At 33.6% G+C, this 26,763-nt stretch carries 28 protein-coding genes; 25 read left to right on the top strand and 3 right to left on the bottom strand.

Annotation, left to right across the window (positions count from 1 at the left end):
* The first annotated feature begins 514 nt into the window (after positions 1-514).
* Both DFR54_RS06130 and DFR54_RS06135 read left to right on the top strand, forming a co-directional pair.
* A complete protein-coding gene (locus DFR54_RS06130; RefSeq protein WP_399292088.1) occupies positions 515-1,678 on the top strand; it encodes a recombinase family protein in 1,164 nt (387 codons plus the stop codon).
* Positions 1,671-2,102, top strand: coding sequence for a hypothetical protein (locus tag DFR54_RS06135; protein ID WP_114289477.1), 432 nt, complete (start codon positions 1,671-1,673; stop codon positions 2,100-2,102). Before DFR54_RS06130 ends, DFR54_RS06135 begins: the two co-directional genes overlap by 8 nt.
* An 829-nt stretch (positions 2,103-2,931) precedes the next feature.
* Here the strand turns inward: DFR54_RS06135 and DFR54_RS06145 are convergent.
* On the bottom strand, positions 2,932-3,906 hold the full coding sequence (locus DFR54_RS06145) for an NAD-dependent epimerase/dehydratase family protein (RefSeq protein WP_206172280.1): 975 nt from the start codon (positions 3,904-3,906) through the stop codon (positions 2,932-2,934).
* 127 nt (positions 3,907-4,033) lie between these two features.
* Between DFR54_RS06145 and DFR54_RS06150 the strand changes: the two genes are divergently transcribed.
* Positions 4,034-5,233, top strand: a complete 1,200-nt coding sequence (locus tag DFR54_RS06150; RefSeq protein ID WP_114289479.1) for a helix-turn-helix transcriptional regulator — start codon at positions 4,034-4,036, stop codon at positions 5,231-5,233.
* A 170-nt stretch (positions 5,234-5,403) separates the two neighbouring features.
* A complete protein-coding gene (locus tag DFR54_RS06155; RefSeq protein WP_114289480.1) occupies positions 5,404-8,319 on the top strand; it encodes a glycoside hydrolase family 2 TIM barrel-domain containing protein in 2,916 nt (971 codons plus the stop codon).
* Between the two features lie 108 nt (positions 8,320-8,427).
* Here DFR54_RS06155 and DFR54_RS06160 read toward each other — a convergent pair whose 3' ends face one another.
* On the bottom strand, positions 8,428-9,333 hold the full coding sequence (locus DFR54_RS06160; protein WP_114289481.1) for a MerR family transcriptional regulator: 906 nt from the start codon (positions 9,331-9,333) through the stop codon (positions 8,428-8,430).
* Between the two features lie 474 nt (positions 9,334-9,807).
* On the opposite strand from DFR54_RS06160, the gene eutM reads away from it, so the two are divergent.
* The 21 genes from eutM (at position 9,808) to nox (ending at position 26,137) form a co-directional block, all read left to right on the top strand.
* On the top strand, positions 9,808-10,083 hold the full coding sequence (eutM, locus tag DFR54_RS06165) for an ethanolamine utilization microcompartment protein EutM (protein WP_086341666.1): 276 nt from the start codon (positions 9,808-9,810) through the stop codon (positions 10,081-10,083).
* A gap of 24 nt (positions 10,084-10,107) precedes the next feature.
* Positions 10,108-11,136 carry a DMT family transporter gene (locus DFR54_RS06170; protein ID WP_399284778.1) on the top strand — a complete coding sequence of 343 codons (1,029 nt, stop codon included), beginning with the start codon at positions 10,108-10,110 and terminating at the stop codon, positions 11,134-11,136.
* 1 nt (position 11,137) lies between these two features.
* Entirely contained in the window at positions 11,138-11,416 is a 279-nt protein-coding gene (locus tag DFR54_RS06175; protein ID WP_086341667.1) for a hypothetical protein, read from the top strand.
* Between the two features lie 19 nt (positions 11,417-11,435).
* Complete coding sequence (locus DFR54_RS06180) at positions 11,436-11,738, top strand: BMC domain-containing protein (RefSeq protein ID WP_086341668.1); 303 nt, start codon at positions 11,436-11,438, stop codon at positions 11,736-11,738.
* Between the two features lie 12 nt (positions 11,739-11,750).
* Positions 11,751-12,050, top strand: a complete 300-nt coding sequence (locus DFR54_RS06185) for a BMC domain-containing protein (RefSeq protein ID WP_086341669.1) — start codon at positions 11,751-11,753, stop codon at positions 12,048-12,050.
* A gap of 16 nt (positions 12,051-12,066) precedes the next feature.
* Positions 12,067-13,515, top strand: a complete 1,449-nt coding sequence (locus DFR54_RS06190) for an aldehyde dehydrogenase family protein (protein WP_114289482.1) — start codon at positions 12,067-12,069, stop codon at positions 13,513-13,515.
* A gap of 21 nt (positions 13,516-13,536) precedes the next feature.
* On the top strand, positions 13,537-16,077 hold the full coding sequence (gene cutC, locus DFR54_RS06195) for a choline trimethylamine-lyase (RefSeq protein WP_114289483.1): 2,541 nt from the start codon (positions 13,537-13,539) through the stop codon (positions 16,075-16,077).
* Positions 16,078-16,104: 27 nt separating this feature from the next.
* Positions 16,105-17,055, top strand: a complete 951-nt coding sequence (cutD, locus tag DFR54_RS06200) for a choline TMA-lyase-activating enzyme (RefSeq protein ID WP_270313058.1) — start codon at positions 16,105-16,107, stop codon at positions 17,053-17,055.
* A gap of 15 nt (positions 17,056-17,070) precedes the next feature.
* A complete protein-coding gene (locus tag DFR54_RS06205) occupies positions 17,071-17,409 on the top strand; it encodes a BMC domain-containing protein (RefSeq protein ID WP_086341672.1) in 339 nt (112 codons plus the stop codon).
* Positions 17,406-17,864 carry a EutP/PduV family microcompartment system protein gene (locus tag DFR54_RS06210; protein ID WP_114289484.1) on the top strand — a complete coding sequence of 153 codons (459 nt, stop codon included), beginning with the start codon at positions 17,406-17,408 and terminating at the stop codon, positions 17,862-17,864. Before DFR54_RS06205 ends, DFR54_RS06210 begins: the two co-directional genes overlap by 4 nt.
* The gene (locus DFR54_RS06215; protein WP_114289485.1) at positions 17,861-18,997 is read left to right on the top strand and encodes a 1-propanol dehydrogenase PduQ; all 1,137 of its coding nucleotides are present in this window, start codon (positions 17,861-17,863) and stop codon (positions 18,995-18,997) included. Before DFR54_RS06210 ends, DFR54_RS06215 begins: the two co-directional genes overlap by 4 nt.
* Positions 18,997-19,572: a hypothetical protein gene (locus DFR54_RS06220; protein WP_114289486.1), complete on the top strand. Its 576-nt coding sequence runs from the start codon at positions 18,997-18,999 to the stop codon at positions 19,570-19,572. The genes DFR54_RS06215 and DFR54_RS06220 overlap by 1 nt, the downstream gene beginning before the upstream one ends.
* A gap of 2 nt (positions 19,573-19,574) precedes the next feature.
* Positions 19,575-20,420 (top strand): ethanolamine utilization protein EutJ, encoded by an 846-nt coding sequence (gene eutJ, locus DFR54_RS06225; RefSeq protein ID WP_114289487.1) that lies wholly within the window; start codon positions 19,575-19,577, stop codon positions 20,418-20,420.
* A gap of 15 nt (positions 20,421-20,435) precedes the next feature.
* Entirely contained in the window at positions 20,436-20,732 is a 297-nt protein-coding gene (locus DFR54_RS06230; protein ID WP_086341677.1) for a BMC domain-containing protein, read from the top strand.
* Positions 20,723-20,986: a EutN/CcmL family microcompartment protein gene (locus DFR54_RS06235; protein WP_086341678.1), complete on the top strand. Its 264-nt coding sequence runs from the start codon at positions 20,723-20,725 to the stop codon at positions 20,984-20,986. The genes DFR54_RS06230 and DFR54_RS06235 overlap by 10 nt, the downstream gene beginning before the upstream one ends.
* A gap of 22 nt (positions 20,987-21,008) precedes the next feature.
* Entirely contained in the window at positions 21,009-21,620 is a 612-nt protein-coding gene (locus DFR54_RS06240; RefSeq protein ID WP_170126930.1) for a cupin domain-containing protein, read from the top strand.
* A gap of 15 nt (positions 21,621-21,635) precedes the next feature.
* Positions 21,636-22,244, top strand: coding sequence for a BMC domain-containing protein (locus DFR54_RS13470; RefSeq protein ID WP_114289489.1), 609 nt, complete (start codon positions 21,636-21,638; stop codon positions 22,242-22,244).
* 19 nt (positions 22,245-22,263) lie between these two features.
* Complete coding sequence (locus DFR54_RS06250) at positions 22,264-23,775, top strand: acetaldehyde dehydrogenase (acetylating) (RefSeq protein ID WP_114289490.1); 1,512 nt, start codon at positions 22,264-22,266, stop codon at positions 23,773-23,775.
* Positions 23,776-23,790: 15 nt separating this feature from the next.
* Positions 23,791-24,423, top strand: a complete 633-nt coding sequence (locus DFR54_RS06255) for a phosphate propanoyltransferase (protein WP_114289491.1) — start codon at positions 23,791-23,793, stop codon at positions 24,421-24,423.
* A 30-nt stretch (positions 24,424-24,453) separates the two neighbouring features.
* Positions 24,454-24,735: a BMC domain-containing protein gene (locus DFR54_RS06260; RefSeq protein WP_086341683.1), complete on the top strand. Its 282-nt coding sequence runs from the start codon at positions 24,454-24,456 to the stop codon at positions 24,733-24,735.
* Positions 24,736-24,802: 67 nt separating this feature from the next.
* A complete protein-coding gene (gene nox, locus DFR54_RS06265; protein WP_114289492.1) occupies positions 24,803-26,137 on the top strand; it encodes a H2O-forming NADH oxidase in 1,335 nt (444 codons plus the stop codon).
* Between the two features lie 402 nt (positions 26,138-26,539).
* On the opposite strand, the gene DFR54_RS06270 is transcribed toward nox, so the two are convergent.
* Positions 26,540-26,763, bottom strand: a 224-nt coding sequence (locus tag DFR54_RS06270) for a transposase (protein WP_147269197.1), incomplete at its 5' end; no start/stop codon positions are given.

Here is a 26,763-nt window from a genome sequence, read left to right on the forward strand (position 1 = left end):
ACAAGGTTTATTTCAGATGTTGCCTTATTACTAGGGTTTAATGCCGTACGTTATCCTATTGTACGTATGATACAGGCTATAATATAGTAATAATAAACTATGAGATAATTCAGGACAGTATAAATGTAATATCAATAAAACACGTAGACGAGGGGATTCTGAAAAGCGCAGAATCTAAAAAATATGTTAGGTGGTACTAATGATTTCTGAAATAGCTCCTCAAAATGTAATGCCATTCTAAATGCCATTGGTTTGATTTTAGCTTAATATCATTGATTTTATGAAAGGATATTCTTTATAAAAAATGCTGATATTAAGCTGTTTTGACCGTCTATTGTTATTAAAAAATCTAATGGAAGGTTTCGTAGGACGATATATAATTCTAAAAAGATTCAAGATATGTTTTTCATATCTTGAATCTTTTTTATTATTTTGTCAATAAAACTAAAAATAATACTAGTAAAAAATCAATTGTGATTTTATAATCTAGGTATTAGGTTTTTCAAATAAGGAAGTGAGATGGTTGAATAAAAATCAATCAAATTTAGGAAAGGAGAAACAAGTAACAAGAAAGCAAAAAGAGATAAAAGAGTTATTTGAAAATAATAGAATCGTTGAAGTAATACCGTCAAGAATTAAAAATAAAGATAATAAAAAAAGAAAAACTAGAGTAGCAGCTTATTGTCGAGTGAGTACATACGCAGAGGCACAGTCAGGAAGTTATGAGCTACAAGTCCAAAGTTATCAAGAAAAAATTAAAAATAATAACGAATGGGAACTAGTTGATATTTATGCTGATCAAGGAGCCTCAGGAACTTCGATGAAAAAAAGAATCAATTTTAATCGTATGCTCGATGATTGTAGAAATGGCAAAATTGATTTAATACTTGTAAAAAGCATGAGTAGATTTTCAAGGAATACATTGGATTTTATTTCAGTATACAGAGAGTTGAAAAACTTAAATAATCCAGTAGGAATTTTTATTGAAGACCTCAATCTAAATACATTAGATAGTTCTGGTGAAACTATTTTAGTTATGTTTAGTACAGTTGCTCAAGCTGAAAGTGAGCAAAAAAGTGAAGCGATTAAATGGTCAATAATTGAACGTTTTAAAAAAGGATTGCCTATAATCCCTACGCATAATTTATTGGGGTTTACAAAAGATAGATTTGGTCGTATTCAAATTGACAATAACGAAGCAGAAGTTATTAAGTTTATTTACCAGAATTTTTTGAATGGCGTAAGAGCTAAAGAAATAGCTCAGATGTTGATGGATAATGATATTCCTACAGCTATAGGTAATCAAAAGTGGACTTCATCCTCTATTTATAGAATATTAAGAAATGAAAAATATTGTGGTGATGTTTTAATGCAAAAAACATACACTGTTGATTGTTTTAGTCATAAAATAAAGAAAAATAAAGGCGAGAAACCACAATATCTTCTTAGAAATGGTATTCCTGAAATAATTTGCAAAACAGATTGGAATGAAGTTCAAAGATTATTGAAAAATCCAAGTAAGGGAATAAATAGACAATTTGAAAAAATTGAAAAACCTAAAAAATATGTAATGAAAATTAAAACAGGAATTTTTAAAGGTTTTATTATTTTAGATAAAGATTGGACTCAATTAGAGCTAGAAAATATACTCTTAAAAGGAGAAGAAGATAATGACTAGTTTATCATTTGAAGATTTTAATTTTGAAGTTATCAATGTAGAAAATCCTAAAGCTAATGTATTGACAATAAATAAAGGTGCGATTAGTTTTGATCGTTCTATTGCAGAATGTTTGAAGTTTCCAAGCCATATTAGACCTTTGATTGACAGAGAAAATAGAATATTTGCTATTCAATCATGCCGTTCCATTGCAAGTAAGTCTGTTTCTTTTTCTAAGCCTGAAAGCAAGCAAAAAGGTTCTGTAAAAATTCAATCTATTGTTGTTCGAAATGCTATCAAAATGCTCATGAAAGATAAATGGAATGAGGATAAGAGATATCAAATCGAAGGAAAATATATTGAAGAGCATAAAGCTTTTATATTTGATCTTAATGAATATAAAGAATTACCACTATTTAAGATAGAGAGAAAAGAAAAAGTGTAGGCATTTTTTTATGATTTGTTAGATAAAATTGATGTTTTAAATCAGTATATTGAGGAAAGTATTGATAATTTAGAAGAACAGGCTCAAATCTCATTAGATAAGAATGATAATACTTGGGAAGCTTTGAATCAGTTTTTCTTAAGAATGATAGATAAGTAGTTTTTGAATATAAAAAAACAAGAATGAAATCATCCTTGTTTATCAGATTTATTCTTTTTAAAGGGCTCCATGATGAAAAAGCCAATGTAAGCGCACAGTATAAATAATATGACTATAAAAAGAATCGGAATCATGGTTTCGCGTCTACTTAGAAGAATAATAATTAAAGGGACTATCAAAATGATTGAAATTGTATTTTGATGGTTATCATTTTTGTTCATAATAAACAACTCCTTATGAAGAGTATATCAAATTGAAGGTTGAGAAGGAATAAGGATAATATAAAAGCTTGTTGTGGGAAGTCAAAGTTTTAGTTAGATAAAAATCAATCTGAGAATACTTAATTCCTCTCTACAAAAATATTGAAATTATTAAAAAAAACTCCAAATGACATACGACAAATTTTTAAATTTGCGCCATCATTACTCCTTTAAATATCTATTTAAGATTATTTATTTATCTACTCGAGCTAACCAGTTAAATAAAAAGGGGAAGTTGTAACTTTTTAAACAAACTGTAGTGTCGCCAAATTTTTGATTTCATGACAAATCTGGCACAAATTTATAAATTTGTCGTATCTAAAATGAGGCATTTTGAAATAATAAAAGACATGAAATCAGCCTTAAACTGAATATCATGTCTTTTTATATTTCATTGTAAATATATAACTTTACTCAGATACACACTTTTTCAATGTTTCTTCAATAGATTTAATCACATCATGATTTTTAATTCCTAAAATAGGCATCGTATCTTGTGGATTTAAGTAAAGATATTCTTCTTGAAGTTTAGAGCTGATTGTCATGTGGATACCATGTTCAGTTCCATTTTCTTCTGCGTGTTTATCAATAGCTTCGTAGTTTTCTTTTAATTGTTCATATGGAACAACTGGGATAACTGTTGTGTCACTTTGTCCTAAGGCATCAACCATCATTTCATAGAATTTTTGATAAGTCATATTTTCTCCGCAAATCGCGTAAGTACTACGGTGAGTTCCGTTTTCTATTGCGCCAACAGCTGCTTCAGCAACTTGTTCTACTGTAACCATTGCAGTTCCACCTTTTAGAGCAGGGAAGACTGGTTGACCTTTGATTTGATCTGTAAACATTTTCCATAGAGGTGTTCTTCCTGGCATTGTTCCAAAGATATAAGGCAATCTAAGTGACATCACATCCATGCTACCTTCACCCTCAGCAAAAGCGACTTGTTCTTGTAATAGACGAGTATTAGGATAGCCTTGGCTTCTTAAATTGTATTCAGGTAATCTCTCAGCAAACTCTGCAAAGTAAGAACCAAACACAACAAATTTTTTAACATTTGCTTGTTTTGCTAAACGAGCAATACGTTGAGTTGTTAATACATTTGCTTCGTAGAAAAATTTTAAAGCTGGTTTTTGAGGAACTGTTCTTTCATCAGCTCCAGCAGCATAGATGAATCCTTCACAATCACTAAGTAAATCAATTATCTCTTCATCTGATAAGTCGTTCATGTTTCCTAAACGGTTATCAACTGAATCAGGAAATAAGTTGTCTGAAGGAATTGGAGGGAGTGACATAGTTTTTACTTCGTATCCTCTAGCTAATAATTCTTTGACCGTATAATATCCTAAAAAGCCAGTTCCACCTAAAACAAAAATTTTTGACATGATATTTCTCTCCTTTATGTGATTTATTTCACTTATAATTATAAGTGAAATATTTTGATTAAAATAGTAGATAAAAGGACAAAACACTAACTATTTAATTTATACTAAGTAAAAGAGGTGAAATCCTATGTCTAATAAAAATAAAGAATTATTTCCTTATGTTAGTGGAGATTATTATTCGGAAAAATTTGCTAATAATGAATTAAGAATTACAAAGGAGATATTAACTCAGTCTGAAGTACCTATACATAGAGATGAAATTGAGTTTATCTACATTTATAAAGGTAGTGGTACTTTAATGATTAATGGAAATCTCTTTGATGTAAGTAAAGGCAGTCTAGCACTGTTAATGCCTTATCATATTCATTCGTTTATTTTAGAGCCAACAGAAACTCTATCTTTTTATAGAATTAGATTTTCAATTGGCTTTTTGCTCCTAAGTAGTATGAATAGAAAACAGTATTTAGAATCAATGTTAGATATACATGGTCCTGTTACAATCCTAAATGTTCCAAAACTTAAGCAAGAACTTGTTTTAAATTTATGTAAAGAGGTAGTAGAAGAGCATTCTATAGTAAATCAAGAGACTGGAACTTTAGATGTCAGTTTGATTTCTTATCTCATCTACTTAGTTCAAACAGTGGAAGAAGAAAATATTTTAGAAACTAAAAAGAATAAAAGTTGGGAAATATTAGAGTATTTACAAGTCCATCACCAAGAACAAATAACACGCGAAAAAATAGCCAAGCAATTTTCTTGTACAGATGAAGAGCTTAACTATCATTTAAGAACATTAACAGGCGTAGGTTTTTCAGAGAATTTGAATAGGGTTAGGGTTAGAAATGCGGTAGCTCTTCTACAATTTGATGAGTTATCTATTCGTCAAATCAGTGAAATATGTGGCTACAAAACTGAAGCCAATTTTTATAAAAATTTCAAACAGTTACGTGGTGTAACACCACAGACAGTAAGAGAGCTTTCAGAGGAAACTATTCCATTTGAATTTAAACTTGATGCATGGGAAATATATATTTACATACAAGAAAACTATCAACAAAATCTATCATTAAGTGTTATAGCCGATATGACAAATACAACAGAAAAACAAATAAATCGTTTATTGAAAAAATCCTTTAATAAAACATTTCTAAAGTTACTTACTGAAACAAGGCTAAGAATTGCAAAAAATATCCTATTTGTTTTAGATAAAGGAGTTGAAGAAACTGCTATCTCAGTTGGCTTTCCAAGTAGTAAAGCATTTTCTCAAGCCTTTAAAGAGTATTACGGAGAAACACCGAAGCAGTTTAGTATGAGACAACATAAATAGTATTTTAAATTTCTAACTTTGTTTATAAGAGAAAAGTTATTAGTTAAAGAACCATTCTTCCTCAACAAAGACAGATATGACATTCAAATAACGAGATACTCCATTTAAGAGTGATTACTGGGAATTGTATGATGAGTTTATACAATTTTGAATGAGGAAGTGAAGCCAGTATGAACAATTATGAAAATTTCGATATTCAGAGTATTAATAAGGAAGCAAACCGCAACTATTATATTCCCTATGGAACCTTTGAAGAAGCACGAACAGCTATTACGCGTCAAGACTCTTCTAGGTTTACTTTGCTAGATGGTATGTGGGACTTCAGATTTTTTGATTCAGTTCGCAAGCTACCAAGTTCTTTTTATGATGATGGTCAAATAGATTTACATGACAAAATTAAAGCCCCTTCTGCCTGGCAATATGCTGGATATGATTCACATCAGTATATTAATGTTTCTTATCCAATTCCTTATATGCCACCTTTTGTGCCTGATGATAATCCATGTGGTGTCTATCAACGTGAATTTGAAGTTAATGATTTGGAAATGTTACATTATTTAAACTTTGAAGGGGTTGACTCAAATGTTCATATTTGGGTTAATCAGCAGTTTGTTGGTTATGATCAAATAACTCATAGTACAAAGGAATTTAATGTGACACCTTATCTTAAAAAAGGTACTAATACCTTAACTGTTTTAGTAACGAAATGGTGTGATGGTACTTATTTTGAAGACCAAGATAAGTTTAGAACCTCTGGCATTATTCATTCTGTCTACCTTGTATCTCGTCCTAAATCTCACGTAGAAAATTTCAGAATTCAAACTTTTGTTGATTTAAGTAATCAGAGTGGAAGTATTCATTTTGAATTATTAGATAGTCAAGTTGAGAACCAAGAGTATTGGTTATACGATCAAAAGAAAAATTTAATAGCATCTAAAAAAATCTCTGGGAGTCATCTAGAAATAAGTGTAACTAATTGTCATTATTGGACTGCGGAAACACCTTATTTATATACATTGATTGTTAAAGTCGGTGAGGAGTTTATTAAACAGTCTATTGGTATTCGTGAGATTACTAGAGATAAGCGTGCGGTTTTACTTAACGGGACACCTATTAAGTTATTTGGTGTTAATCATCATGATTTTGATGCTCTTGAGGGACCTTCAATGACTTTAAAGCAAATGAAAAAAGATATGCTGATGATGAAAGAAGCCAATATGAATTGTATAAGAACAGCTCATTATCCTAAAGCACCAGAATTTTACGAACTAGCAGATGAACTCGGATTTTATGTAATAAGTGAGGCGGATATTGAGTGTCATGGGATTGTTCATTTGTATGGTGAGACGGCTGATTATAATTTGATTGGCTCAGACAAGACTTTTTTAAAACCAATACTTGAAAGAGTTGAACGTTCAGTTATTCAAAATATCAATTTTTCATCAATTATTATGTGGTCAATGGAGAATGAATCAGGCTATGGGACTAACTTTGAAAAAGCTCAGAAAATGACTCATGAATTAGATCCTACTCGTTTGATTCATAATGAACGTTCGATTGAGCCAGTTATAGAGCAAGAAAATGATTTTCGTCATTTAGATGTTATTAGCCAGATGTATCCTTCATTAGAAACTGTGATCGGTTATTGTGAAGATAAAATGCTTGATAAACCTTATTTTATGTGTGAATATGCTCATGCTATGGGAAACGGTCCTGGTGGATTTAAAGAGTATTTTGATTTAATTCAACAGTATGATTCCTTTTTAGGTGGTTGTGTTTGGGAGTGGGCAGATCACGCTATTGAAGTTGATGGACATTTACTTTATGGTGGTGATTTTGGAGAAGAAACTCATGATGGAAATTTCTGTGTTGATGGCTTAACAACACCTGATAGAAAGGTAACGAGCAAACTAATTGAATACCGAAATATTCACTCACCAATTCAATTAGTGCGGTATTCAGTTGAGAGTGAACAGGTGACTTTAGAAAATATTCAGCGTTTTGTCACAAGTGAGTTATTGACTATTAGTCTTTCGTGGCAAATAAATGGAGAGACAGTTTCCGAATGCCTAATTGATGAGGTTATTGAGCCAAATGAGAAGATAACTATTAAGTATTTGTTACCAGAAGGTATTAAAGATGAGTTGTTAACTTTAAATATGATAGTTAAAACTAAAGGAACAAGTACAATTGTTGCTGAACAACAAATTATAGTGAAGGATAATCTAGTATTAAAAGAAAAGACATCACCTTCTAATTTACTAGAAATAGTTGAAACTGATACCCAAGGAGTCTGGCAAATCCAAGCAGATGAGTTAAAAATTGTATTTGATGTCGTTAGAGGTAGTTTTACAGAACTAACATTTAAAGGACAATCTGTTTTAGCTAATGAAACAATAATCGATATTTGGCGTGCACCAACAGACAATGACCGAAATAAGAAAAACGAGTGGCTTTCAGCTGGCTATAATCGAACTAAACTGAAAAATCTTTCTTATGAGATTCAGGGGAATCAAATTCGAGGTAAATATGCACTCGTAGCAACGGGTTTTCAACCGATTTTAGAATTTGAGCTAGACATACAGATTACCCATAATCAATTAGCAGTTGAGATTAAAGCGTATCGAACAGCAGAATTTCCTGATTTACCTCGATTCGGCATAACGTTACCGCTTCAAAAAGATTTCACAGATGTGACTTATCTAGGAAATGGCCCTCAAGAAAGTTACAGTGACCGAAATTCTGCAGGTGCTCTAGGTATTTATTCCCTAGATTTACATCAGCAGGAACGCTATGTAAAACCTCAAGAATATGGCAATCATACTGATACAAGATGGGTTAAAATAGGTAATGGAGATATCACTGTTCAAATAAATAATCCTAATAATTTTTCTTACAGACCATTTTCTAAAGAACAATTAACTGCAAAAAATCATGATTTTGAGTTAGTAGAGGAGGGAAATTATTTAACTTTAGATTATAAACAAAATGGAATCGGGTCTAATAGCTGTGGTCCTTACGTGACAGAAGATTATCGTTTTGATGAGGAAGAATTTAATTGGGATTTTCAAATGACGTTTAAATAAAATTTTTGATAGTTAATTAATGATACTGAAGTTAATCTTTTAAAGTGAGAATATATTTTTTAATCTAAAAGCTCCTGTAGAGTCAAAATAATTCTACAGGAGCTTTTACTATTTTTTTTGTAAAGGAACTAAAATTTCAGTGACAAAATCATCGATATTGGTTGTTGACCAGTAATCAACAACATACCTTTCAAAACAACCTTCATCAAGAGTGTAGTCATTTTCATCTGCCCATTTTTGAATCATTTGGTATTTGTCAGTAATGTATTTAGGATCTCCAATATGATACAAAGAAGCATACATGGTATGGTCTATTTCTTGGCAAGGAATGGCGTCTCGTGGCTGTCCCACAGGTTGTTGAATAATTCTTGCATGTGTAATCGTACCAGCCATTTTTTCTTGGAAAGAAGAGAAGTTAAGTATTACAGGGCCAGTTATTTCACAGTTATTTTTCTCAAGGTAGTTAACCCAAGGAATATTAATAACAGATTCCTGGTATTCATAATTAAAGGGCTGTTCTAAATAATAGTACTGAGTAGGTGGTAAAAATTTAATATTGATGTGAGTTAGGTTATTTTTGATAACCATTGAGGCTTCTCTTAATAAACTGTACCAATCATTTATAGCTGTATGGCAGTCAACAATTCGTTGTTTTTCAATTGTTAACTCATCTAATTTAGAAATGAAGTTTTGTTCATGGTAAAAGTAAGTTTTATTGTTTTGAACTCCTTGTATTTCTTGGAGTTTAAAACCAATTTGTTTGTAATATTTAATCACAGGAATCAAATTCATTGTGTCTCGCGTGTAGTAGCGATATCCGTTAACAGGACAAATCCTATCAGGAATCACAACACCGATTTCTTCATAAAAACGAAGGGCTTTTTTTGATATATGACATTCTCTAGAGACTTGGCCAATGGTAAAAAGTTGTCGTTTACATAATTGGCAATACTCTTCAGCTGCCTTTGGAGCTAGCTTATCCTTTAAACACATTTCCACACCAACATGAGTCATTTTAATGATCCTCCCCTTAGTATTTCCTTTCAAAATAAGTGACTAATTAAATGTGAGTCGTACTATAGTAAAGTTATTAAAAAATAGTTCTTAAACTTGTACTGAAAACTTACGTCTATTCTAACCCATTGATATAGGGGTTTGCAAGGTGGTAAGCAAACTGTGACGTTAGGGGGACGGTTTTAAGGATGTTATTTTATAGCGATCGCAAACGGTTACTTGTGCTGTGTTTAGTATATGTAGTGTTATTTATTAAAATTAAAATTTTATTCTAGTTCATTTTTGACGTTGAAATGATGATCTAACTTAAAAAAATTAGTTGAATCTAAGTGATATAAATGTTAAAAAGACAGCGTTATCGTTGAAAGTGAATTTTTTAACAAATAAATAATAATTGTTATTGACCTTCCATCTAAGGGGATGATGTACAGTAGCATTATAAATTAAATAACCAAAAAGATGGAGGAAAAAAAGATGGCTTATGATGCTTTAGGAATGGTAGAAACAAAAGGATTAATCGGATCTATTGAAGCGGCAGATGCAATGGTCAAAGCAGCAAATGTTTCTTTAGTAGGTAAAGAAGTAATTGGTGGAGGTTTAGTAACTGTGTTAGTTCGTGGTGATGTAGGGGCTGTTAAAGCAGCAACGGACGCAGGTGCTGCCGCAGCTCAACGTGTTGGGGAATTAGTATCTGTTCATGTCATTCCAAGACCACACGGAGAAGTTGAAACAATTTTACCTAAAAAATAAGAACATCATCAAAAGGAGAACAGCATGGAAAGTAAAAAAACAGATGTAAGAATGTCATCTAAACCAGTGTCATATGGAACGGCAGATGACAAAATGAAAGCGCTGAACAAAAAATTTAGAAGAACTGGGATTTCAAACGGATTAATTTCAGGTTTGACTTATGGAATCTATTCAACCTTAGTAATGGTGGCTAGTGGGTATGATCCATTAGTAAGTGCAGCTGGGATTTTAGCAGCTCCTTTTATATGCTCAGGTTTAAATGATTTATTTGCAGGTATTTTCTTACTATTTTTCAATGCTAAAAAAGGACGCCTAAAAGAAATGCGTCGAACATTAAAAACAAAACCAGGTAAGTTGTTGGTATTAGGATTCTTACTTGGTGGCCCAATTGCCAATGGAGCTTATCTAATTGGTTTAGCTCTAGCTGGTGTTTACGCTATTCCAATTTCAGCAACTTGTGCTTTATTTGGGGCTTTATTTGCTTGGATTTTCTTAAAACAACGTCCAACAGCAAGAGTTATTGTGGGAATGTTGATTTGTGTGGTAGGAGCTATCGTTATTAACTGGACTAAACCAGAAGGTGCCGAAAACTTTACTTTAGGAATTATTTTTGCTTTAGTAGCAGCTATTTGTTGGGGATTAGAAGGTGTGTTATCTAGTTTTGGTGGTGCGATGATTGATACAGATGTGGCTGTAAACATGCGTGAATTAATTTCAGGGTTAGTTGTTTTAGTCTTAATCGTACCAGCAGTTGGCGCATTTCCTTTATTAGGTGATACATTCTTAGCGATTAAACCAGTTTATTGGTTAATTCTTTCAGGACTTAGTGCAGCTGTATCATTCTTAACTTGGTATAAAGCTAACTCAACTGTGGGAACAGCTATCGGTATGTCTCTTAATGTAACCTATGCTTTCTGGGGTGTTTTATTCTGTGTCCTATTCTTAAATCAACCTTTAACAACAACAATCGTTGTCGGTTCAATTGTCATTGTATCTGGTGCTATTTTAGTAACAATGAATCCACTAGATCTGTTAAAAAAGGAGAGTGAATAGTATGTTACTACCAACAAGAATGGCCGTTTTGAATCACGTAGAAAAAGTAGGAACAGCAAATTTAGAAGAGGTCATGGAAAGTTTGAAACCAAGTTATGGGTCAGAAAAACAGTTTAATAAAGAATTGTACTTAGATCATTTAATGGCTTTAGAAGCAAATGGTTACCTCTCTTTAAAAAATTATAGATTAGGAACTGATGATGAATTAGTCTTATCTTTTGAAATAACAGATGATGGTCGAGCTGCAGTGGGCAAGTATGTCCCTCAAGAATATCGATAAGATAATGGAGGTTAAAAAGATGAAATATCACGGTGAAGAAGCTTTAGGGCTAATCGAAACAGTTGGCTTAGTACCAGCACTAGACGCTGCTGACAAAATGTTAAAAGCTTCAAATGTGGAACTTGTATCCTATGAAAATATTGGCTCAACTCTTGTTACCATAATGGTTAAAGGTGACGTGGCAGCTGTTGAGGCCGCAGTTGAAGCAGGAGCTCAAGCAGCTTCAGCCATTGGGACATTAACAGCAAGAAACGTTATGCCAAGACCAATCCCTGCTGTTGGTGAAATTGTTTCCATCTATGATGTGGATATTGAGGAGTAAGGAGAGAACTATATGAGAAGTTATGAAGCAATAGGTGCCATTGAAACATTTGGAATTGTTTTTGTACTAGAAGCAGCTGATGCTATGTGTAAATCCGCTGATGTGGAGTTATTAGGATTTGAAAATGTGGCTTCAGGCTATATTTCTGTCATCGTTCGCGGTGATGTGGCAGCTTGTAAGCAAGCTGTTGAAACAGGAGTTCAAGCCGTGGAAGCTATGGGAGCTGAAGTTTATAGCTCAGTTGTTATTCCGAGTCCTCATCTTGACTTACGAAAAATAATAGATCGTTATCAGTTATCACAAGAGCTTTAAGAAATGAGGGAATGAGATGTCTTTTGAAGATAAGGATTTACAATCCATTCAAGAAGCTAGAATTTTAGTTGAAAGGGCAAAAGTAGCTCAAGAAACCCTAAAAGAATACGAGCAGTCTTACTTAGATAAGTTAGTGAGTGGTTTAATAGAAAGTTTTAACTCAGAAGTAGATCATACTATTGAGACCGTACATAATTCCCTTCAATTAGGAAATGAAGCAGATGAAAAACAGCTGTTTCACTTGTTTATTGAAAGTTTTAAAGAGGATTATGAGTTAAAAAAATATATTGGTTTACTAGAGTTTGATGAGTTAAATCAAGGAGTAGAAGTAGGGATTCCACTAGGGGTCATAGGTGTTAAATTACCAGCAACTAATTTAGTTCTGAACTTAATCTATACAACATTGATTTGTTTGAAGACGGGAAATGCTCTTGTAGTTGTCCCTAATAGTAAAGCTGTTCAGGAAACTAATCAATTGGTTCACTTACTTAATGGGCTCATTACAAAAGGACAAGGACCAACTAATGTCATAAGTTGTATGCAAAGTGTGTCTAGCATAGGTGTTTCTGAATTATGCAATCATGAATTTCTTGATTTATTTATTAATATTGGATCAACAGAGTTTATGACGGTTATTGAAAAAGGAAAAACGCCTTATTTATTTGGTGGCGTTGGTTCTTCACCAGTCTTTATTGAAAGAAGTGCAGATATTGATTCTGCTTGTCAATCTATTGTAACAAGTCGTGCTCTTAATAACGGTTTGTTACCTGGAGCAGAACAATATGTCATTGTTGAAAATGTGGTGTCAGAGCAAGTTAAAAAGCAGCTTATTTCTAAGGGAGCTTATTTTATGAGCCAGTCAGAAGAAGTGTTGTTACTTAAACTGATTTTTCCAGATTACAACAAATTAGCTGCTAATTACATTGGTAAATCAGCTAGCTATCTAGCACAAAAAGCAGGTTTTGATGTCCCTAAGACAACAACAGTCTTGGTGTCAGAACAACCTTATATAAATGACGAAAACCCTTATGCTGAGGATTTACCGATTCCACTTTTAACTTATTATTTAGAGCCAGACTGGTTAAGAGCTTGCGAAAAATGTATTGCCTTAATTGAATACAAAAGGAATGGTCACACATTAGTGATTCATTCTCAAAATAAGGATGTTATTACAGAGTTTATTTTGAAAAAACCAGTTGGCCGGGTAATTGTTAATGGTTCTGGCGGACTAAGCAGTATTGGAATTGAATCTAAATTACCAACGTCAATGATTTTAGGTGGCTTAACAACTAAAAAAGGTTTTTCAGCACAGAACATAACACCTAAGGATTTGACTTACCAAAGAAGTGTGGCTTATCAGACTACTAAAAAATGTGAGCCTTTAAAGGTTTCAAAAGAAGAAGTTTTAGATGGATTAGATGACTTAAATGTATTTGCAGAGTTATTAAAAGAAATAACTAATTAAAAGGAAAAGCGAGGGACTTTAATGGATATCAAAGAGTTTTCAGAAAAGTTAGCCGAAGCTACTAAAGAGCTTGGCGTAGATGAAAGAGAAGCTTTATTAAAAATGTTTTCTTCTGTCACTCAAGAAATTGAGGAAGAAGAAGCAAGTGGTGTCTATGTAGGTGGAGATGATCAAAAGGATTTACCAGATGGCATTACAGATCGTTTACAAGCTTTAAAAGATAACTATTTAACTAAAGTACCAACTATTACAACTCATAGAGCCAGAGCAATTACTAAGATTGCTAAAGAAAATCCAGGTATGCCAAAAGCTGTACTTAGAGCTAAATGTTTCAAATATTGTTGTGAAACAGCCCCACTAGTCATTCAAGAAAATGAATTGATTGTAGGAGCACCAAATGGAGCACCTAGAGCAGGAGCTTTTTCTCCAGATATTGCTTGGAGATGGATGGAAGATGAGTTAGAAACAATTGGTAGTCGTCCTCAAGACCCGTTCTTCATTTCAGAAGAAGATAAAAAAATTATGAAAGAAGAGTTATTCCCATTTTGGAAAGGTCAATCAGTTGATGAATACTGTGAAGATCAATTCCGTGATGCAGGTGTTTGGGAATTATCTGGTGAGTCTTATGTGTCAGATTGTTCATATCACCAATTAAATGGTGGGGGAGACTCTAACCCAGGATACGATGTTATCTTAATGGGCAAAGGGATGCTAGATATTCAAAACGAAGCGAAAGAATATTTAGAAAATTTAGACTACGAGAACCCAGATGATATTGAAAAAATCTATTTCTATAAATCGATTATCGATACAACAGAAGGGGTAATGATTTATGCCCAACGTTTATCTGATTATGCTTTAGAGTTAGCTAATAAAGAAAGTAATCCAAAACGTAAAGCGGAGTTAAAAGAAATTGCCAGAATTAATGCAACCGTTCCAAAATATAAACCAGAGACATTCTGGGAAGCCATTCAAGCTGTGTGGACAATTGAATCACTACTAGTGGTTGAAGAAAACCAAACAGGTATGTCAATCGGTCGTGTGGATCAATACATGTATCCATTCTTTAAAGCTGATATGGAATCAGGACGTTTAAATGATTTCAAAGCCTTTGAATTAGCTGGTTGTATGTTAATTAAAATGTCTGAAATGATGTGGATTACAAGTGAAGGTGGATCTAAATTCTTCGCTGGTTATCAACCATTTGTCAACATGTGTGTTGGTGGTGTGAACCGTCAAGGAGTAGACGCAACGAATGAATTAACTTATTTATTAATGGATGCTGTAAGACATGTAAAAGTCTACCAACCTTCATTGGCTTGTCGTATTCATAATAAATCACCTCGTGAATATTTGAAAAAAATCGTATCAGTTGTTCGTGCTGGTTTAGGTTTCCCAGCGTGTCACTTTGATGATACTCATATCAAAATGATGTTATCTAAAGGCGTTAGTATAGAAGACGCTCGTGATTACTGTTTAATGGGTTGTGTGGAACCACAGAAATCAGGTCGCTTATACCAATGGACATCAACAGCCTATACACAGTGGCCAATTTGTATTGAGTTAGTTCTTAACCAAGGTGTGCCATTATGGTACGGCAAACAAGTAACACCTAATTTAGGTGGCATTAATGATTTCAAAACGTATGAAGAATTTGAGGAGGCTGTTAAAGAGCAAATCAGATATGTAACAAAATGGTCATCAGTTGCAACGGTTATTACACAACGTGTTCACCGTGATCTAGCACCAAAACCATTAATGTCATTAATGTATGAAGGCTGTATGGAAAGTGGTAAAGATGTGTCAGCTGGTGGAGCGATGTATAACTTTGGACCAGGTGTTGTGTGGTCAGGTTTAGCAACTTATGCTGACTCAATGGCAGCTATTAAAAAATTAGTCTTCGATGATAAAAAATATACTTTAGCTGAGTTAAATACAGCATTAAAAGCTGATTTTGTTGGCTACGATCAAATTCGTACAGATTGTTTAAATGCACCTAAATTTGGTAATGACGATGATTATGCAGACTTAATTGCTTCTGAATTGATTCACTTTACTGAAACAGAACACCGTAAATTTAAAACATTGTATTCAGTTTTAAGCCACGGTACGTTATCAATTTCAAACAACACACCATTAGGTCAATTAACAGGAGCTTCAGCTAATGGTCGTAGTGCTTGGACACCTTTATCAGATGGTATTAGTCCAACACAAGGAGCCGATTACAAAGGCCCAACAGCGATTATTAAATCCATTTCTAAAATGTCAAATGACACAATGAACATTGGTATGGTACATAACTTTAAAATCATGTCAGGTCTTTTAGATACACCACAAGGTGAAGAAGGATTAATTACTTTATTAAGAACAGCAAGTATTTTAGGTAATGGGGAAATGCAGTTTAACTACTTAGATAATGAAACATTAATTGACGCTCAAGCCCATCCTGAAAGATACCGTGACTTAATCGTTAGGGTAGCAGGTTACAGTGCTTTCTTCGTTGAACTTTGTAAGGATGTACAGGATGAAATTATTAGTAGAACGATGTTAACTAAGATTTAACACATCATATATAAGGAGTTGAAACAAGTGGTAAATGCAAAAGCAAGCGCAATCGAAAGGCAAGCGATGGTGTTTAATATTCAAAAATACAATATATATGATGGACCAGGAATTCGTACCATTGTGTTTTTAAAGGGATGTCCTCTTAAATGTCAATGGTGTTCGAATCCAGAGGGAATATCGCAAAAGTATGAAGTAATGTATAAACAGAATAATTGCATAGATTGTCATGCTTGTGTGGATGTTTGCCCACTAGGAATTCACTATATTGATGAAGAAGGGCATCATCAAGTCAGAAGAGATATCACTTGTAATGGCTGTAAGGCTTGTGTTGCTGTCTGTCCCAAAGCAGCACTAAACATTACAGGTGAAGCTAAAACAATTTCTGAATTAATGGAAGTTGTTCATGAAGATGATGCCTTTTATGAAATGTCAGGAGGAGGGATTACACTCAGCGGCGGCGAGTGTACTGCCCAGCCTGAAGTGGCTCTCGCCTTATTAAAAGCCTGTAAAGAAGACGGTATTAACACGGCTATTGAAACATGTGGTTATACAAGAATGAAAAAAATGTTTGAAATTGCTGAATATGTAGATTTGTTTTTATTTGATTTAAAACACATGGATCCTGTTCGTCACAATGAATTAACAGGAGTTAGTAATGAGCGAATTTTGAAAAATTTACAAGAATTATTACGACTTGGCTATGACATTCAAATTAGAATGCCTATGTTAAAACAAGTCAATTGTAGTAAAGAAGAAATTCAAGCTGTTATTGATTTTCTATTACCTTATAAAGATTATGAGAACTTTAAAGGAATCGATCTATTACCTTACCACAAAATGGGTGTTGCTAAATACGGTCAACTAGGTCTTGAGTATCCTGTTGAAGGAGACCCAAGTTTAAGTGATCAAGAATTAGACCAAATTGAGGAATGGATTAAGGAATACGATTTTCCAGTACAAGTAGTCAGACATTAGGAAGGAGGAGTTAGGATGGCAAGTATTGAACGGGTGATTCAAGAATCAGTTCCTGGTAAACAAGTAACCATGTTACATGTGATTGCCTCACCAATTGAAGATATATATGAAGCTTTAGGAATTGATTCGGAAGGCGCCATTGGCATTTTGACTCTATCTCCTTATGAATCAGCAATCATCGCAGCAGATGTTGCTACTAAATCAGCAAATGTGTCAATTGGTTTTTTAGATCGTTTTACTGGTTCAGTTGTCATAAGTGGTGATGTTCAAAGCGTAGAAATTTCGTTACAAGCAGTTTCAGACTTTTTAGCTAGAACTCTAAATTTTACAGTTTGTGATGTTACTGTGTCATGACTCCTAAAAAAATACTACTAGTTGGCCCAAGAAATAGTGGGAAAACAACTGTTGCTCACTCTATAGAGGAAGTGGACAAGCCAATTAGAAAAAAAGCTAATATTGTGTACGGGAAAAAAACAATTGATACACCAAGCACTTATTTAGAAAGTCCTTGGATGCGTCAACATATTATCTCCCTCCAGCAAAATGCTTATGTGGCCTGTTTTCTTTTTCCATTAGCTGAACAGAAAAAAAGCTATCCTCCAGGGTTTACTCATGTTTTTAGAATCCCTGTGATGGCACTTGTTACTTATCCTAACGATGAATTGATCAATGAAGCTATCCAACAAGAGGTTTTAAAAAAACTAACCTATGTTGGGCAATTTGAAGATATTATTTTTTTAAACATTGAGAATCAAGATGAATTAAAACAGATACAACATTATTTATTAAGAAAGGAGGTAAGGAAATGAATTACTTTCAAATGGGTACACAAATTATTTCAGGAAATGGTGCTTTAAAGGCATTAAAAGAAATCGAGATGACCTCAGTTTTAATTATTTGTGATCCTTATATGGTTGAATCTGGCAAGATTGATGACGTAACAAGCCTTTTAGCTGGAAGAGAAATAGATGTTACAGTTTTTTCAGATATTATTCCAGATCCAACAATTGAGGTGGTTGTTAAAGGTGTTGGAGAGATTTGTAGTTGTCAGGCAGATACGATTATTGCTTTAGGTGGTGGTTCGGCGATTGATTCAGCCAAAGCCATTAAAGAAGTTTATAGTCATTCAGCTACTCAAAAGGTTCAGTTAATTGCCATTCCAACTACTAGTGGAACAGGTAGTGAAGTAACTGCTTTTTCCGTTATTTCAGATAGCCAAAAAGCTGAAAAATATGCGTTAGTGGATGCTAGTATGATTCCTAATGTAGCTATTTTAGAGCCAAAACTAACAGAGACAGTTCCTAGTCATATAACGGCTGATACAGGAGTTGACGTAATGACTCATTGCTTTGAAGCTTATGTTTCTTTAAAAGCAACTGATTTTACAGATGCTTGTGCGGAAAAAGGATTAAGGATTGCTTGGAAAAATCTAGTTCAAGTAGTAGCTTTCGGTGAAGATTCTTATGGACGAGAAAAATTACTTAATGCTTCTTGTTTAGCAGGTATTGCTTTTAATGAAGCTTCTTTAGGAATCTGTCATAGTTTAGCCCATGCTTTAGGTGCTAAATTTCATATTCCTCATGGGCGAGCGAACGCTTTATTACTCCCTCATGTGATTGCTTATAATGCAGGCATGGATCTAAATCAAGAAACACAGACACTTTTTAAATACGAATCAATGGCTAAACTTTTAGGCATTGAATCAGGAACAACACGTGGAACTGTTCAAAGTATGATTGCTCAATTAAATCGTCAAACTAAAAAAATGGGCATTCCTAGATATGTAACAGATTGTGGTGTTGATAAAGAAGTATTTATCAATGAAATTCCTGAAATGGCCAAACTTGCTATGAAAGATACTTGTACGTTAACTAACCCTCGAGTTCCGACTCATAAAGAATTAGAGCAGATTTATCTACAGTTATGCCAGGGGGGATATTAATGCGATTTATTACTGAGATTGACTTAAGAAATGACTATCGCCAAACTCCCTTTAACACGTACAAGCTGGCAACAAAGGACAAATTAACTTCTGAAGCTAGACAATTTTTACAAGATAGAAAAATAACAATAATCACAGAAGAACAAGTTGAAACAACTGAAATAGCTGGAGAAATAGATGTAACCAGTGTAGAAGATGAGCAGCTAAATTTAACAGCACAGCTACTATATACTGACACCTTAAAACTTGTTTTATTGGCTAAAGAAAAATGTTCTGATATTTGTGAGGAATTATATGCTATTAGTTTGGTGATTAAGCAAATGAGTAGTTCTAAAAAACAAGAGATTACCTTAAAGATGCCAAGTGAGACTAATGTTACTTGGCAAGATAAAGTTACTTTAAATCAATTGTTTAGCCAAGAAGGTGATCTGATTGTTCATCTGCTTAATTTAGAAGCTAAACTTAATATCTTTAAAGAAGAGTCTAAAGAGGTTATGACTAGTGAACAAAAAGAGCAACTAGAAATAATTAGTTTTAAATTAAGATTTTTAACGGCACAACTAATAGGAGAATAGACATGAAAAAATCCCACTATGATATATCTAAATATAATCAGTTCATCAATCAATTTGAAGAAGTTATGGAAACACCCAAAAAAAATACATCAACAACTTATTTTACTGGTGTTGACTTAGGGACAGCTTGTGTTGTATTAGCAGTCCTTGATGAGTCAGGGGAACCTGTGGCTGGGGCTTACGAATACGCAGATGTAGTCAGAGATGGGATGGTTGTGGATTATTTAGGTGCTATCGAAATCGTAACAAGATTAAAACAGACAATTGAAGCAAAGCTTGATTGTGAGCTGATTTATGCCGCTTCAGCTATCCCACCAGGAACCGACAATCTAGATTCAGGGGCTATAAAAAATGTGATTGAAGCTTCAGGTTTTGAGCTTGTCAGCGTCCTAGACGAACCAACTGCAGCTAATCAGTTGTTAAATATTACTAATGGGGCTGTAGTTGATATTGGTGGTGGGACAACGGGCATCTCAATACTAGTAGACGGAGAAGTAATTGATGTATCTGATGAGGCGACAGGAGGTACTCATTTTTCTCTTGTTGTATCAGGTTCTTATGATATGCCTTTTGAAGAAGCAGAAATATACAAAAGAAACTCTAAAAATCATCAAGAACTCATAGGAATTTTGAAACCTGTTATTGAGAAAATTGCTTCAATTATTAAAAGACAAGTATCTACTTATCCAGTAGATGAAGTTTATTTGGTAGGTGGAACAGCTTGTTTAACGGGAATGGAAACAATTATTGAGTCTTATTTAGGAATTCCCACACATAAACCCATTAACCCGATGTTTGTCACCCCACTTGGTATTGCTAAGAATTGTTTTAATGAACGAAGTAAATAAAGGAGGTCATGATCGATGGATTGTCGCATTATTAAAGCCCCAGGAGAAAACACTCTGGCCATTTTAAATAGAAGAAAAGGGTCAAGAGGTGATATTGAAAATCCTGGAGCAGTTGGATTAGTTCAAGGAAAGTTAATTGAAATGGTATGCGCATCTGATATTGCTGAAAAAGCAGTAGGTGTCACAGTTGAAGATATTAGAGGAACTTGCCCCCAAAATATGATAATGTTGGCAATTTTCGGAGATGTGGCTTCTGTAACAGCAGCAATTGAGCAAATAAAGTTGAGGGAGAAGAAAAAAGAATGGTTATAGCAGAATTAATAGATACTGTTTGGGCTACTCGTAAATCTGATCAACTTAATGGCATTAAATTTATGTTAGCTGAAGTAAAGGGCGGGACAAAAGAAGGGGAGAGATTAGTCGTTTGTGATGTGATTGGCGCAGGTATTGGTGATAGAGTGCTTGTTACCTTTGGCTCAAGTGCTAGAAGAATGTTGGAAAATGATTCAATCCCAGTAGATGCTGCCGTTATTGGCATTATTGATGAGAGTTGTGAGTCCGTTTAAGTAATAAGAAAAGAGGATGTCCATGAAAAGATTAATTTGTTATGCAGATATTGAAACAGCGCATCAACAAGGTGAAAACTATCTAATAATAAATGAGGAAACGATTGTGACGCCTTTAGCGAAAGATTTAATGGAAGAGTATCAATTTCAAATTAGAAAAGAAAGTCAAAGTAGTGATAATAAGTTAGATGAAGAAGATTTAGGTTTAAGTTTTTCTAAGGAGTCATTAATCGCTCTGCTTAGAAAAGTTTTAACAGAAGGTAACACTTCAACTAACTATTTTGAAGCTGACACTCATAAAAATGGGTTGAAGGTCGTTAAAGGTGACACCGTTAAGTTATCAAAATTTGAAACAGCCAATGATAAAGATCAAGTGTTTTATCAAGAGTTAGTAGGGAAAAAAGAAATGCCAGTAAATGCTGGGATGTTAGAAATAACCGAATCCACTTTTGATTTAGATTTAACTGAAAATGAAATTAATTATGTTGTTTCAGGTTCTTTAACATTTATCATTGATGGGACTAAATATCATGCTAAAGCAGGAGATACCATCTATATGCCAAATCATTCAAAAATCACATGGTGTGTGAAAGATCATGTCAAACTATTTTACGTGACAGGTCCCACTAAGTGAAGTAAGGAGTAAAAGATGAAGGAAGCAATAGGATTAATTGAAACAATGGGAATTATCGCAGCCATTGAAGCTAGTGATGTTATGCTAAAAACTTCTAATGTCACTCTCCTTAATAAGGAAATCGTTAAGGGTGGTTTAGTTACAGTTGTGATAACTGGAGACGTTAGTGCTGTTAAAACAGCCGTAGATGCAGCCGTAGTAGCTGTTAACCGTTTAGGAGTAGGGTTATTAATGAGTTCTCATGTGATGGCTCGACCTGATAGGAGTATTGAGAGCTTACTACCTAAAACAAAAGAAAAATCAGAGAGTAGTTTTAGTGACGTAGAAGAATCTATAGAAGAAATGCCAGTTGTCAGTGACTTAAATACTGAAATAGAAGAGATAGTAATAGAAGAAACAGTTATAGAATTACAAGATGATTTATCTGAAATCCAGATGAAAGAGTTACTAGACAATCATCAAAAAGAGACTGTTAGAAGTTATTTATTAGATAAAACAGTGGCTCAGCTAAGAGAGATGGCTAAGCAGCATAACGATTTTGTTATTGAAAGAAAAGAATTATATCGTACCAATAAATCTGATTTAGTGGAGGGTATTATCAACTATTTAAGTAACCAATCGTAAAGGAAATGAGGAAGTGTAAATGGTGAAGTTAGATAAAGATTTGTGTTCCATTCAAGAAGCACGAAATTTAGCTGAAAGTGGGAAAAAAGCAGCAAATGAGTTGGCAGATTTTTCCAATGAACAAATAGATAAAATTTTAAAAAATATGCGAGATGCCATTGAAAAACAAGCTTTATCATTAGCAAAATGGGCAGTAAAAGAAACTGGTTTTGGTAAAGTGGAAGATAAAGCTTATAAAAATCATGCCGCTTCTACATTATTATATGAAGAAATAAAAGATCAAAAAACAATCGGTATCATAGATGAAGACAAGGTGAAAGGCACTTTAGATGTGGCTGAACCAGTGGGCTTAGTGTTAGGAATTGTGCCTTCTACTAACCCAACATCAACAGTTATTTTTAAAGCAATGATTGCTATTAAATCACGAAATGCTATTTGTTTTGCCCCACATCCAACTGCAGCAGAGTGTACTAAAATGGCGGCAGATATTTTAAATCGTGCGGCAATTGAAGCAGGTGCTCCTGAAAATGTCATTAGTTGTGTGTCAACACCAACTATGGCATCAACGAATGAATTACTTCATTCGCCACATATTTCACTTATTATTGCCACAGGTGGTCCCGGTATGGTTAAAGCAGCATATAGCTCAGGTAAACCAGCAATTGGTGTAGGTGCAGGAAATTCTCCAGCCTATATTGAATCAACAGCAGACATCAAACAAGCAGTGGCAACAATTATTGCAAGTAAAACATTTGATAACGGTACAATTTGTGCTTCAGAACAATCTATTGTTTGTGAGAGAAAAAATGAGTTAGAAGTCATTAAAGAGTTTGAAGCACAAGGTGGCTATTTTATGACTGAGGATGAGACTAGTCGTGTTTGCGACTTGTTATTTAAAGCTGGAAACGCAATGAACGCTAAGTTTGTTGGTCGAGATGCTCATGTGATTGCTGAAGCTGCAGGAATTACTATTCCTAAAGAAACAAAAGTGTTGTTAGGTCGACAAGGTGGAGTAGGAGCTGGTTATCCATTATCTTTTGAAAAATTAACAACTGTTTTAGCCTTTTATGTAGTAGAAGATTGGGAAGAAGCCTGTCATTTAAGTATTGATTTACTTCAAAATGGTATTGGACATACTATGAGTATTCATACGAATAATCGAGATATTGTGTTAAAATTCGCAGCAAAACCTGCTTCAAGAATCTTAGTTAATACAGGTGGAAGTCAAGGTGGAACTGGAATCAGTACTGGATTACCAATTTCCTTTACTTTGGGTTGTGGAACAAGTGGTGGTAGCTCTGTTTCTGATAACGTGAGTCCTAAGAATTTACTGAATATTAAAAAAGTAGCTTATGGCTTAAAAGACGTTACAACTTTAGTAGAAGACGACAAAAGTTTTCATATAGGGAGTCCTGAGCCTGTAAAAGAAAAAGCTTGTTTGACCCAAAAAAATAATTGTCCAAGTAAATCTATTGATATGGAAGAATTAACCAAAGTGGTAAGAAACGTTTTAATGGGAATGAAAGATTAGTAAAGAGGTAGTGTTATGGCGAATTATGAGGAATTATTAGAATGTATCATTAATGAAATTAAACATAACAAGAGTAATAAGATAGTGCCAGTAGGGATATCTAACCGACATATTCATTTATCACAACAAGCAGTTATTAAATTATTTGGTGAAGGGTATGAGTTAACTCAGTTAAAACCTTTGTCTCAAACAGGTCAATTTGCTTGTAAGGAATGTGTGACTCTTTGTGGCCCTAAAGGTGTTATTGAAAAGGTTCGTGTATTAGGCCCTGTTCGTCAAGAAACACAAGTGGAGATATTGATGTCTGATACCTTTAAATTAGGTGTACCAGGAAAAGTTCGTATGTCAGGTGATATTCGCAACACACCTGGTTTGACACTTATTGGCCCTAAAGGATCTTTAGAATTAGAAGAAGGTGTCATTGTTGCTAGTCGACATATTCATATGTCAGAAGAAGAAGCAGCCGCTTTTAACGTTATTGATAAAGAAGAAGTTAGTTTAAAAGTACCAGGTATTAGAGGTGGTCTACTGGATAATGTTATGATTCGAGTAGATAAAAGTTTTAAGCTAGAATGCCATCTAGATACAGATGAAGCAAATGCAATGGGAATAACTCCAGGATTAAACCTAGAGATAATAAAAAAATAAAAAAAGATACTATTATAGGAGGAAACAATAATGAAATCAGATGCACTAGGAATGGTTGAAACTAAAGGATTAATCGGCTCAATTGAAGCGGCAGATGCAATGGTAAAAGCTGCTAATGTAACACTTGTAGGAAAAGAATTAGTTGGTGGAGGAATTGTAACGGTTATGGTACGTGGGGATGTAGGAGCTGTTAAAGCTTCCACTGATGCAGGTGCAGCAGCAGCTCAACGAGTAGGAGAATTATTATCTGTTCATGTGATTCCAAGACCTCATGCTGAAGTTGAAACAATCTTACCAGAAGCTAAGGCATAGTAAAAATAATCAACACACTTCTATTATCTCTATTAGTAGAAGTGTGTTTTTATTAGGAGGAGAAAGTATGACAAAAACAATTATTATTGGCGCTAATCATTCTGGCATTGCAGCAGCTAATACAATACTTGATAATGATCCTAATCATGAAGTTGTAATGATTGATCGAAATGACTGCATTAGCTACTTAGGCACAGGCTCTGCTTTATGGATTGGTCGACAAATTGATTCTTATGATAATTTATTTTATACAAGTGGAGCTGATTTTGAAAAAAAAGGAGCCAAAGTTTACCTGAAAACAGAAGTAAATCATATTGATTTTGAATCAAAAAAAGTGACTTGTTTTTCTCATGAAAGAGGTCAATTTGATGAATCTTATGACCAATTAATTATAGGAACTGGATCAAAACCCATAGCATTAAATGTTCCAGGGAATGAATTAGCCAATATCCATTATTTAAAAACCTTTCAAGAGGCTAAGTTAATCGATCAGCTACTAGATCAAGAGGATGTTAAAACAGTGGCAGTCATTGGTGCTGGATATATTGGGATTGAAATAGCTGAAGCCGCTAAACTTAGAAATAAAAAAGTGCTATTGTTTGATGTGGGCAAGAGATCTGTACCATCGTATTTTGATGAGTGGTTAACAACTGATATGGATAAAGCCTTAAAAGATAATGGAGTGGAACTCCATTTTAATGAAGAAGTGAAGTCTATTCAAGGAGTTAATAATAAAGTAGAAGGCATTACAACTAATCAAGGAACTTATCAAGTCGATGTAGTGATTAATGCCATTGGGTTTATGCCAAACACGTCTCTTGCTAAAAATCAGTTAGAAACCTATAGAAATGGAGCTTATCTAGTTGACTCGTATCAACGAACTAGTGAACCAGATGTTTATGCTATAGGCGATTGCGGAACCGTATTTTCAAATGCTCTCAACAAACAAACCTATATTGCCTTAGCAACGAATGCTGTTCGTACAGGAATTGTTGCAGGATTAAATGCTGTAGGCATCAAAACAAAATCTAATGGTGTTCAAGGATCAAATGGCATATCCATTTTTGGTTTAAACATGGTATCTACAGGTGTTTCAGTAGAATCAGCCTTAAAAAATAATATGGTTGTTGACTACACTGATTTTGAGGACTTACAAAAACCAGACTTTATGGAAAAAAATGATTTAGTCAAAATAAGAATTGTTTTTGAAAAAAATAGTAGAAGAGTTGTTGGGGCGCAATTATCTTCATATGAAGATATGTCATCAGTTATTCATATGTTTTCATTAGCCATTGAGAAGCAAGTGACTATAGATGAGCTAAAATTATTAGATATTTTCTTTTTACCTCATTTTAATCAGCCTTATAACTATATTACAATGGCATCTTTAGGTGCTAATTAAAATAAAAAATTTTAATAGGTTAAACAAAAAATATTTCATCTGAAAAAAGCTGTCTAAAAAATTTCTTATATAAAAGAGATTTTAAGACAGTCTTTTTGTTTATTTTTATGTTTATTAAATAACTATGTTGCTAGTGCTTGGAATCTTTCGATTAGAATCTATATTATCAATTGTTAGAAAGATAGAGAATTTAATAAAAAATATAGCATGATACGGAGTAGTTAGTGGAAAAATATAAAACTCGTGGATTTTCTAAAAGGACGGCCAATCAAATCTACACATTTTATTACTAAAAACTCTCCTAACAAAACTCAAGTCTGTGCACTTTTTTACGAGATAACAAACTTAAAAGGTTGCGTCAAGAATTATGTGTAAATGGAAAAAACCATTCTGTCGGTTAAGTTAAAACATTGATTCTAATGTATCTTGTATTTCTTTAAAACCTTTATGAATCCGACACAAAAATTTCTGATTATAGTTGTTGAATTGAGAAACTAAGAATCTCTCTAGAGATTCTTCATTAGGGAATTGTTCTTTTCTTTTTGTATATTTCTTTAATTGTTTGTTAAAACCTTCAATCAAGTTAGTTGAATAAATGGTTCTTCTGATTGATGGAGGAAAATTAT

Source organism: Vagococcus fluvialis (assembly GCF_003337315.1).
GTDB lineage: Bacteria > Bacillota > Bacilli > Lactobacillales > Vagococcaceae > Vagococcus > Vagococcus fluvialis.

What these genes read in the sequence shown, in the direction of transcription:
- DFR54_RS06205 (WP_086341672.1), top strand. Translation starts at nt 17,071, where the DNA reads ATGGCAAGTATTGAACGGGTGATTCAAGAATCAGTTCCTGGTAAACAA.
- DFR54_RS06260 (WP_086341683.1), top strand. Translation starts at nt 24,454, where the DNA reads ATGAAATCAGATGCACTAGGAATGGTTGAAACTAAAGGATTAATCGGC.
- eutJ (WP_114289487.1), top strand. Translation starts at nt 19,575, where the DNA reads ATGAAAAAATCCCACTATGATATATCTAAATATAATCAGTTCATCAAT.
- DFR54_RS06145 (WP_206172280.1), bottom strand. Translation starts at nt 3,906, where the DNA reads ATGTCAAAAATTTTTGTTTTAGGTGGAACTGGCTTTTTAGGATATTAT.
- DFR54_RS06230 (WP_086341677.1), top strand. Translation starts at nt 20,436, where the DNA reads ATGGATTGTCGCATTATTAAAGCCCCAGGAGAAAACACTCTGGCCATT.
- DFR54_RS06155 (WP_114289480.1), top strand. Translation starts at nt 5,404, where the DNA reads ATGAACAATTATGAAAATTTCGATATTCAGAGTATTAATAAGGAAGCA.
- DFR54_RS06255 (WP_114289491.1), top strand. Translation starts at nt 23,791, where the DNA reads ATGGCGAATTATGAGGAATTATTAGAATGTATCATTAATGAAATTAAA.
- nox (WP_114289492.1), top strand. Translation starts at nt 24,803, where the DNA reads ATGACAAAAACAATTATTATTGGCGCTAATCATTCTGGCATTGCAGCA.
- DFR54_RS06160 (WP_114289481.1), bottom strand. Translation starts at nt 9,333, where the DNA reads ATGACTCATGTTGGTGTGGAAATGTGTTTAAAGGATAAGCTAGCTCCA.
- DFR54_RS06220 (WP_114289486.1), top strand. Translation starts at nt 18,997, where the DNA reads ATGCGATTTATTACTGAGATTGACTTAAGAAATGACTATCGCCAAACT.
- DFR54_RS13470 (WP_114289489.1), top strand. Translation starts at nt 21,636, where the DNA reads ATGAAGGAAGCAATAGGATTAATTGAAACAATGGGAATTATCGCAGCC.
- DFR54_RS06185 (WP_086341669.1), top strand. Translation starts at nt 11,751, where the DNA reads ATGAGAAGTTATGAAGCAATAGGTGCCATTGAAACATTTGGAATTGTT.
- DFR54_RS06180 (WP_086341668.1), top strand. Translation starts at nt 11,436, where the DNA reads ATGAAATATCACGGTGAAGAAGCTTTAGGGCTAATCGAAACAGTTGGC.
- DFR54_RS06215 (WP_114289485.1), top strand. Translation starts at nt 17,861, where the DNA reads ATGAATTACTTTCAAATGGGTACACAAATTATTTCAGGAAATGGTGCT.
- DFR54_RS06240 (WP_170126930.1), top strand. Translation starts at nt 21,009, where the DNA reads ATGAAAAGATTAATTTGTTATGCAGATATTGAAACAGCGCATCAACAA.
- cutC (WP_114289483.1), top strand. Translation starts at nt 13,537, where the DNA reads ATGGATATCAAAGAGTTTTCAGAAAAGTTAGCCGAAGCTACTAAAGAG.
- DFR54_RS06210 (WP_114289484.1), top strand. Translation starts at nt 17,406, where the DNA reads ATGACTCCTAAAAAAATACTACTAGTTGGCCCAAGAAATAGTGGGAAA.
- eutM (WP_086341666.1), top strand. Translation starts at nt 9,808, where the DNA reads ATGGCTTATGATGCTTTAGGAATGGTAGAAACAAAAGGATTAATCGGA.
- DFR54_RS06175 (WP_086341667.1), top strand. Translation starts at nt 11,138, where the DNA reads ATGTTACTACCAACAAGAATGGCCGTTTTGAATCACGTAGAAAAAGTA.
- DFR54_RS06150 (WP_114289479.1), top strand. Translation starts at nt 4,034, where the DNA reads ATGTCTAATAAAAATAAAGAATTATTTCCTTATGTTAGTGGAGATTAT.
- DFR54_RS06170 (WP_399284778.1), top strand. Translation starts at nt 10,108, where the DNA reads ATGGAAAGTAAAAAAACAGATGTAAGAATGTCATCTAAACCAGTGTCA.
- DFR54_RS06190 (WP_114289482.1), top strand. Translation starts at nt 12,067, where the DNA reads ATGTCTTTTGAAGATAAGGATTTACAATCCATTCAAGAAGCTAGAATT.
- DFR54_RS06250 (WP_114289490.1), top strand. Translation starts at nt 22,264, where the DNA reads ATGGTGAAGTTAGATAAAGATTTGTGTTCCATTCAAGAAGCACGAAAT.
- DFR54_RS06235 (WP_086341678.1), top strand. Translation starts at nt 20,723, where the DNA reads ATGGTTATAGCAGAATTAATAGATACTGTTTGGGCTACTCGTAAATCT.
- DFR54_RS06135 (WP_114289477.1), top strand. Translation starts at nt 1,671, where the DNA reads ATGACTAGTTTATCATTTGAAGATTTTAATTTTGAAGTTATCAATGTA.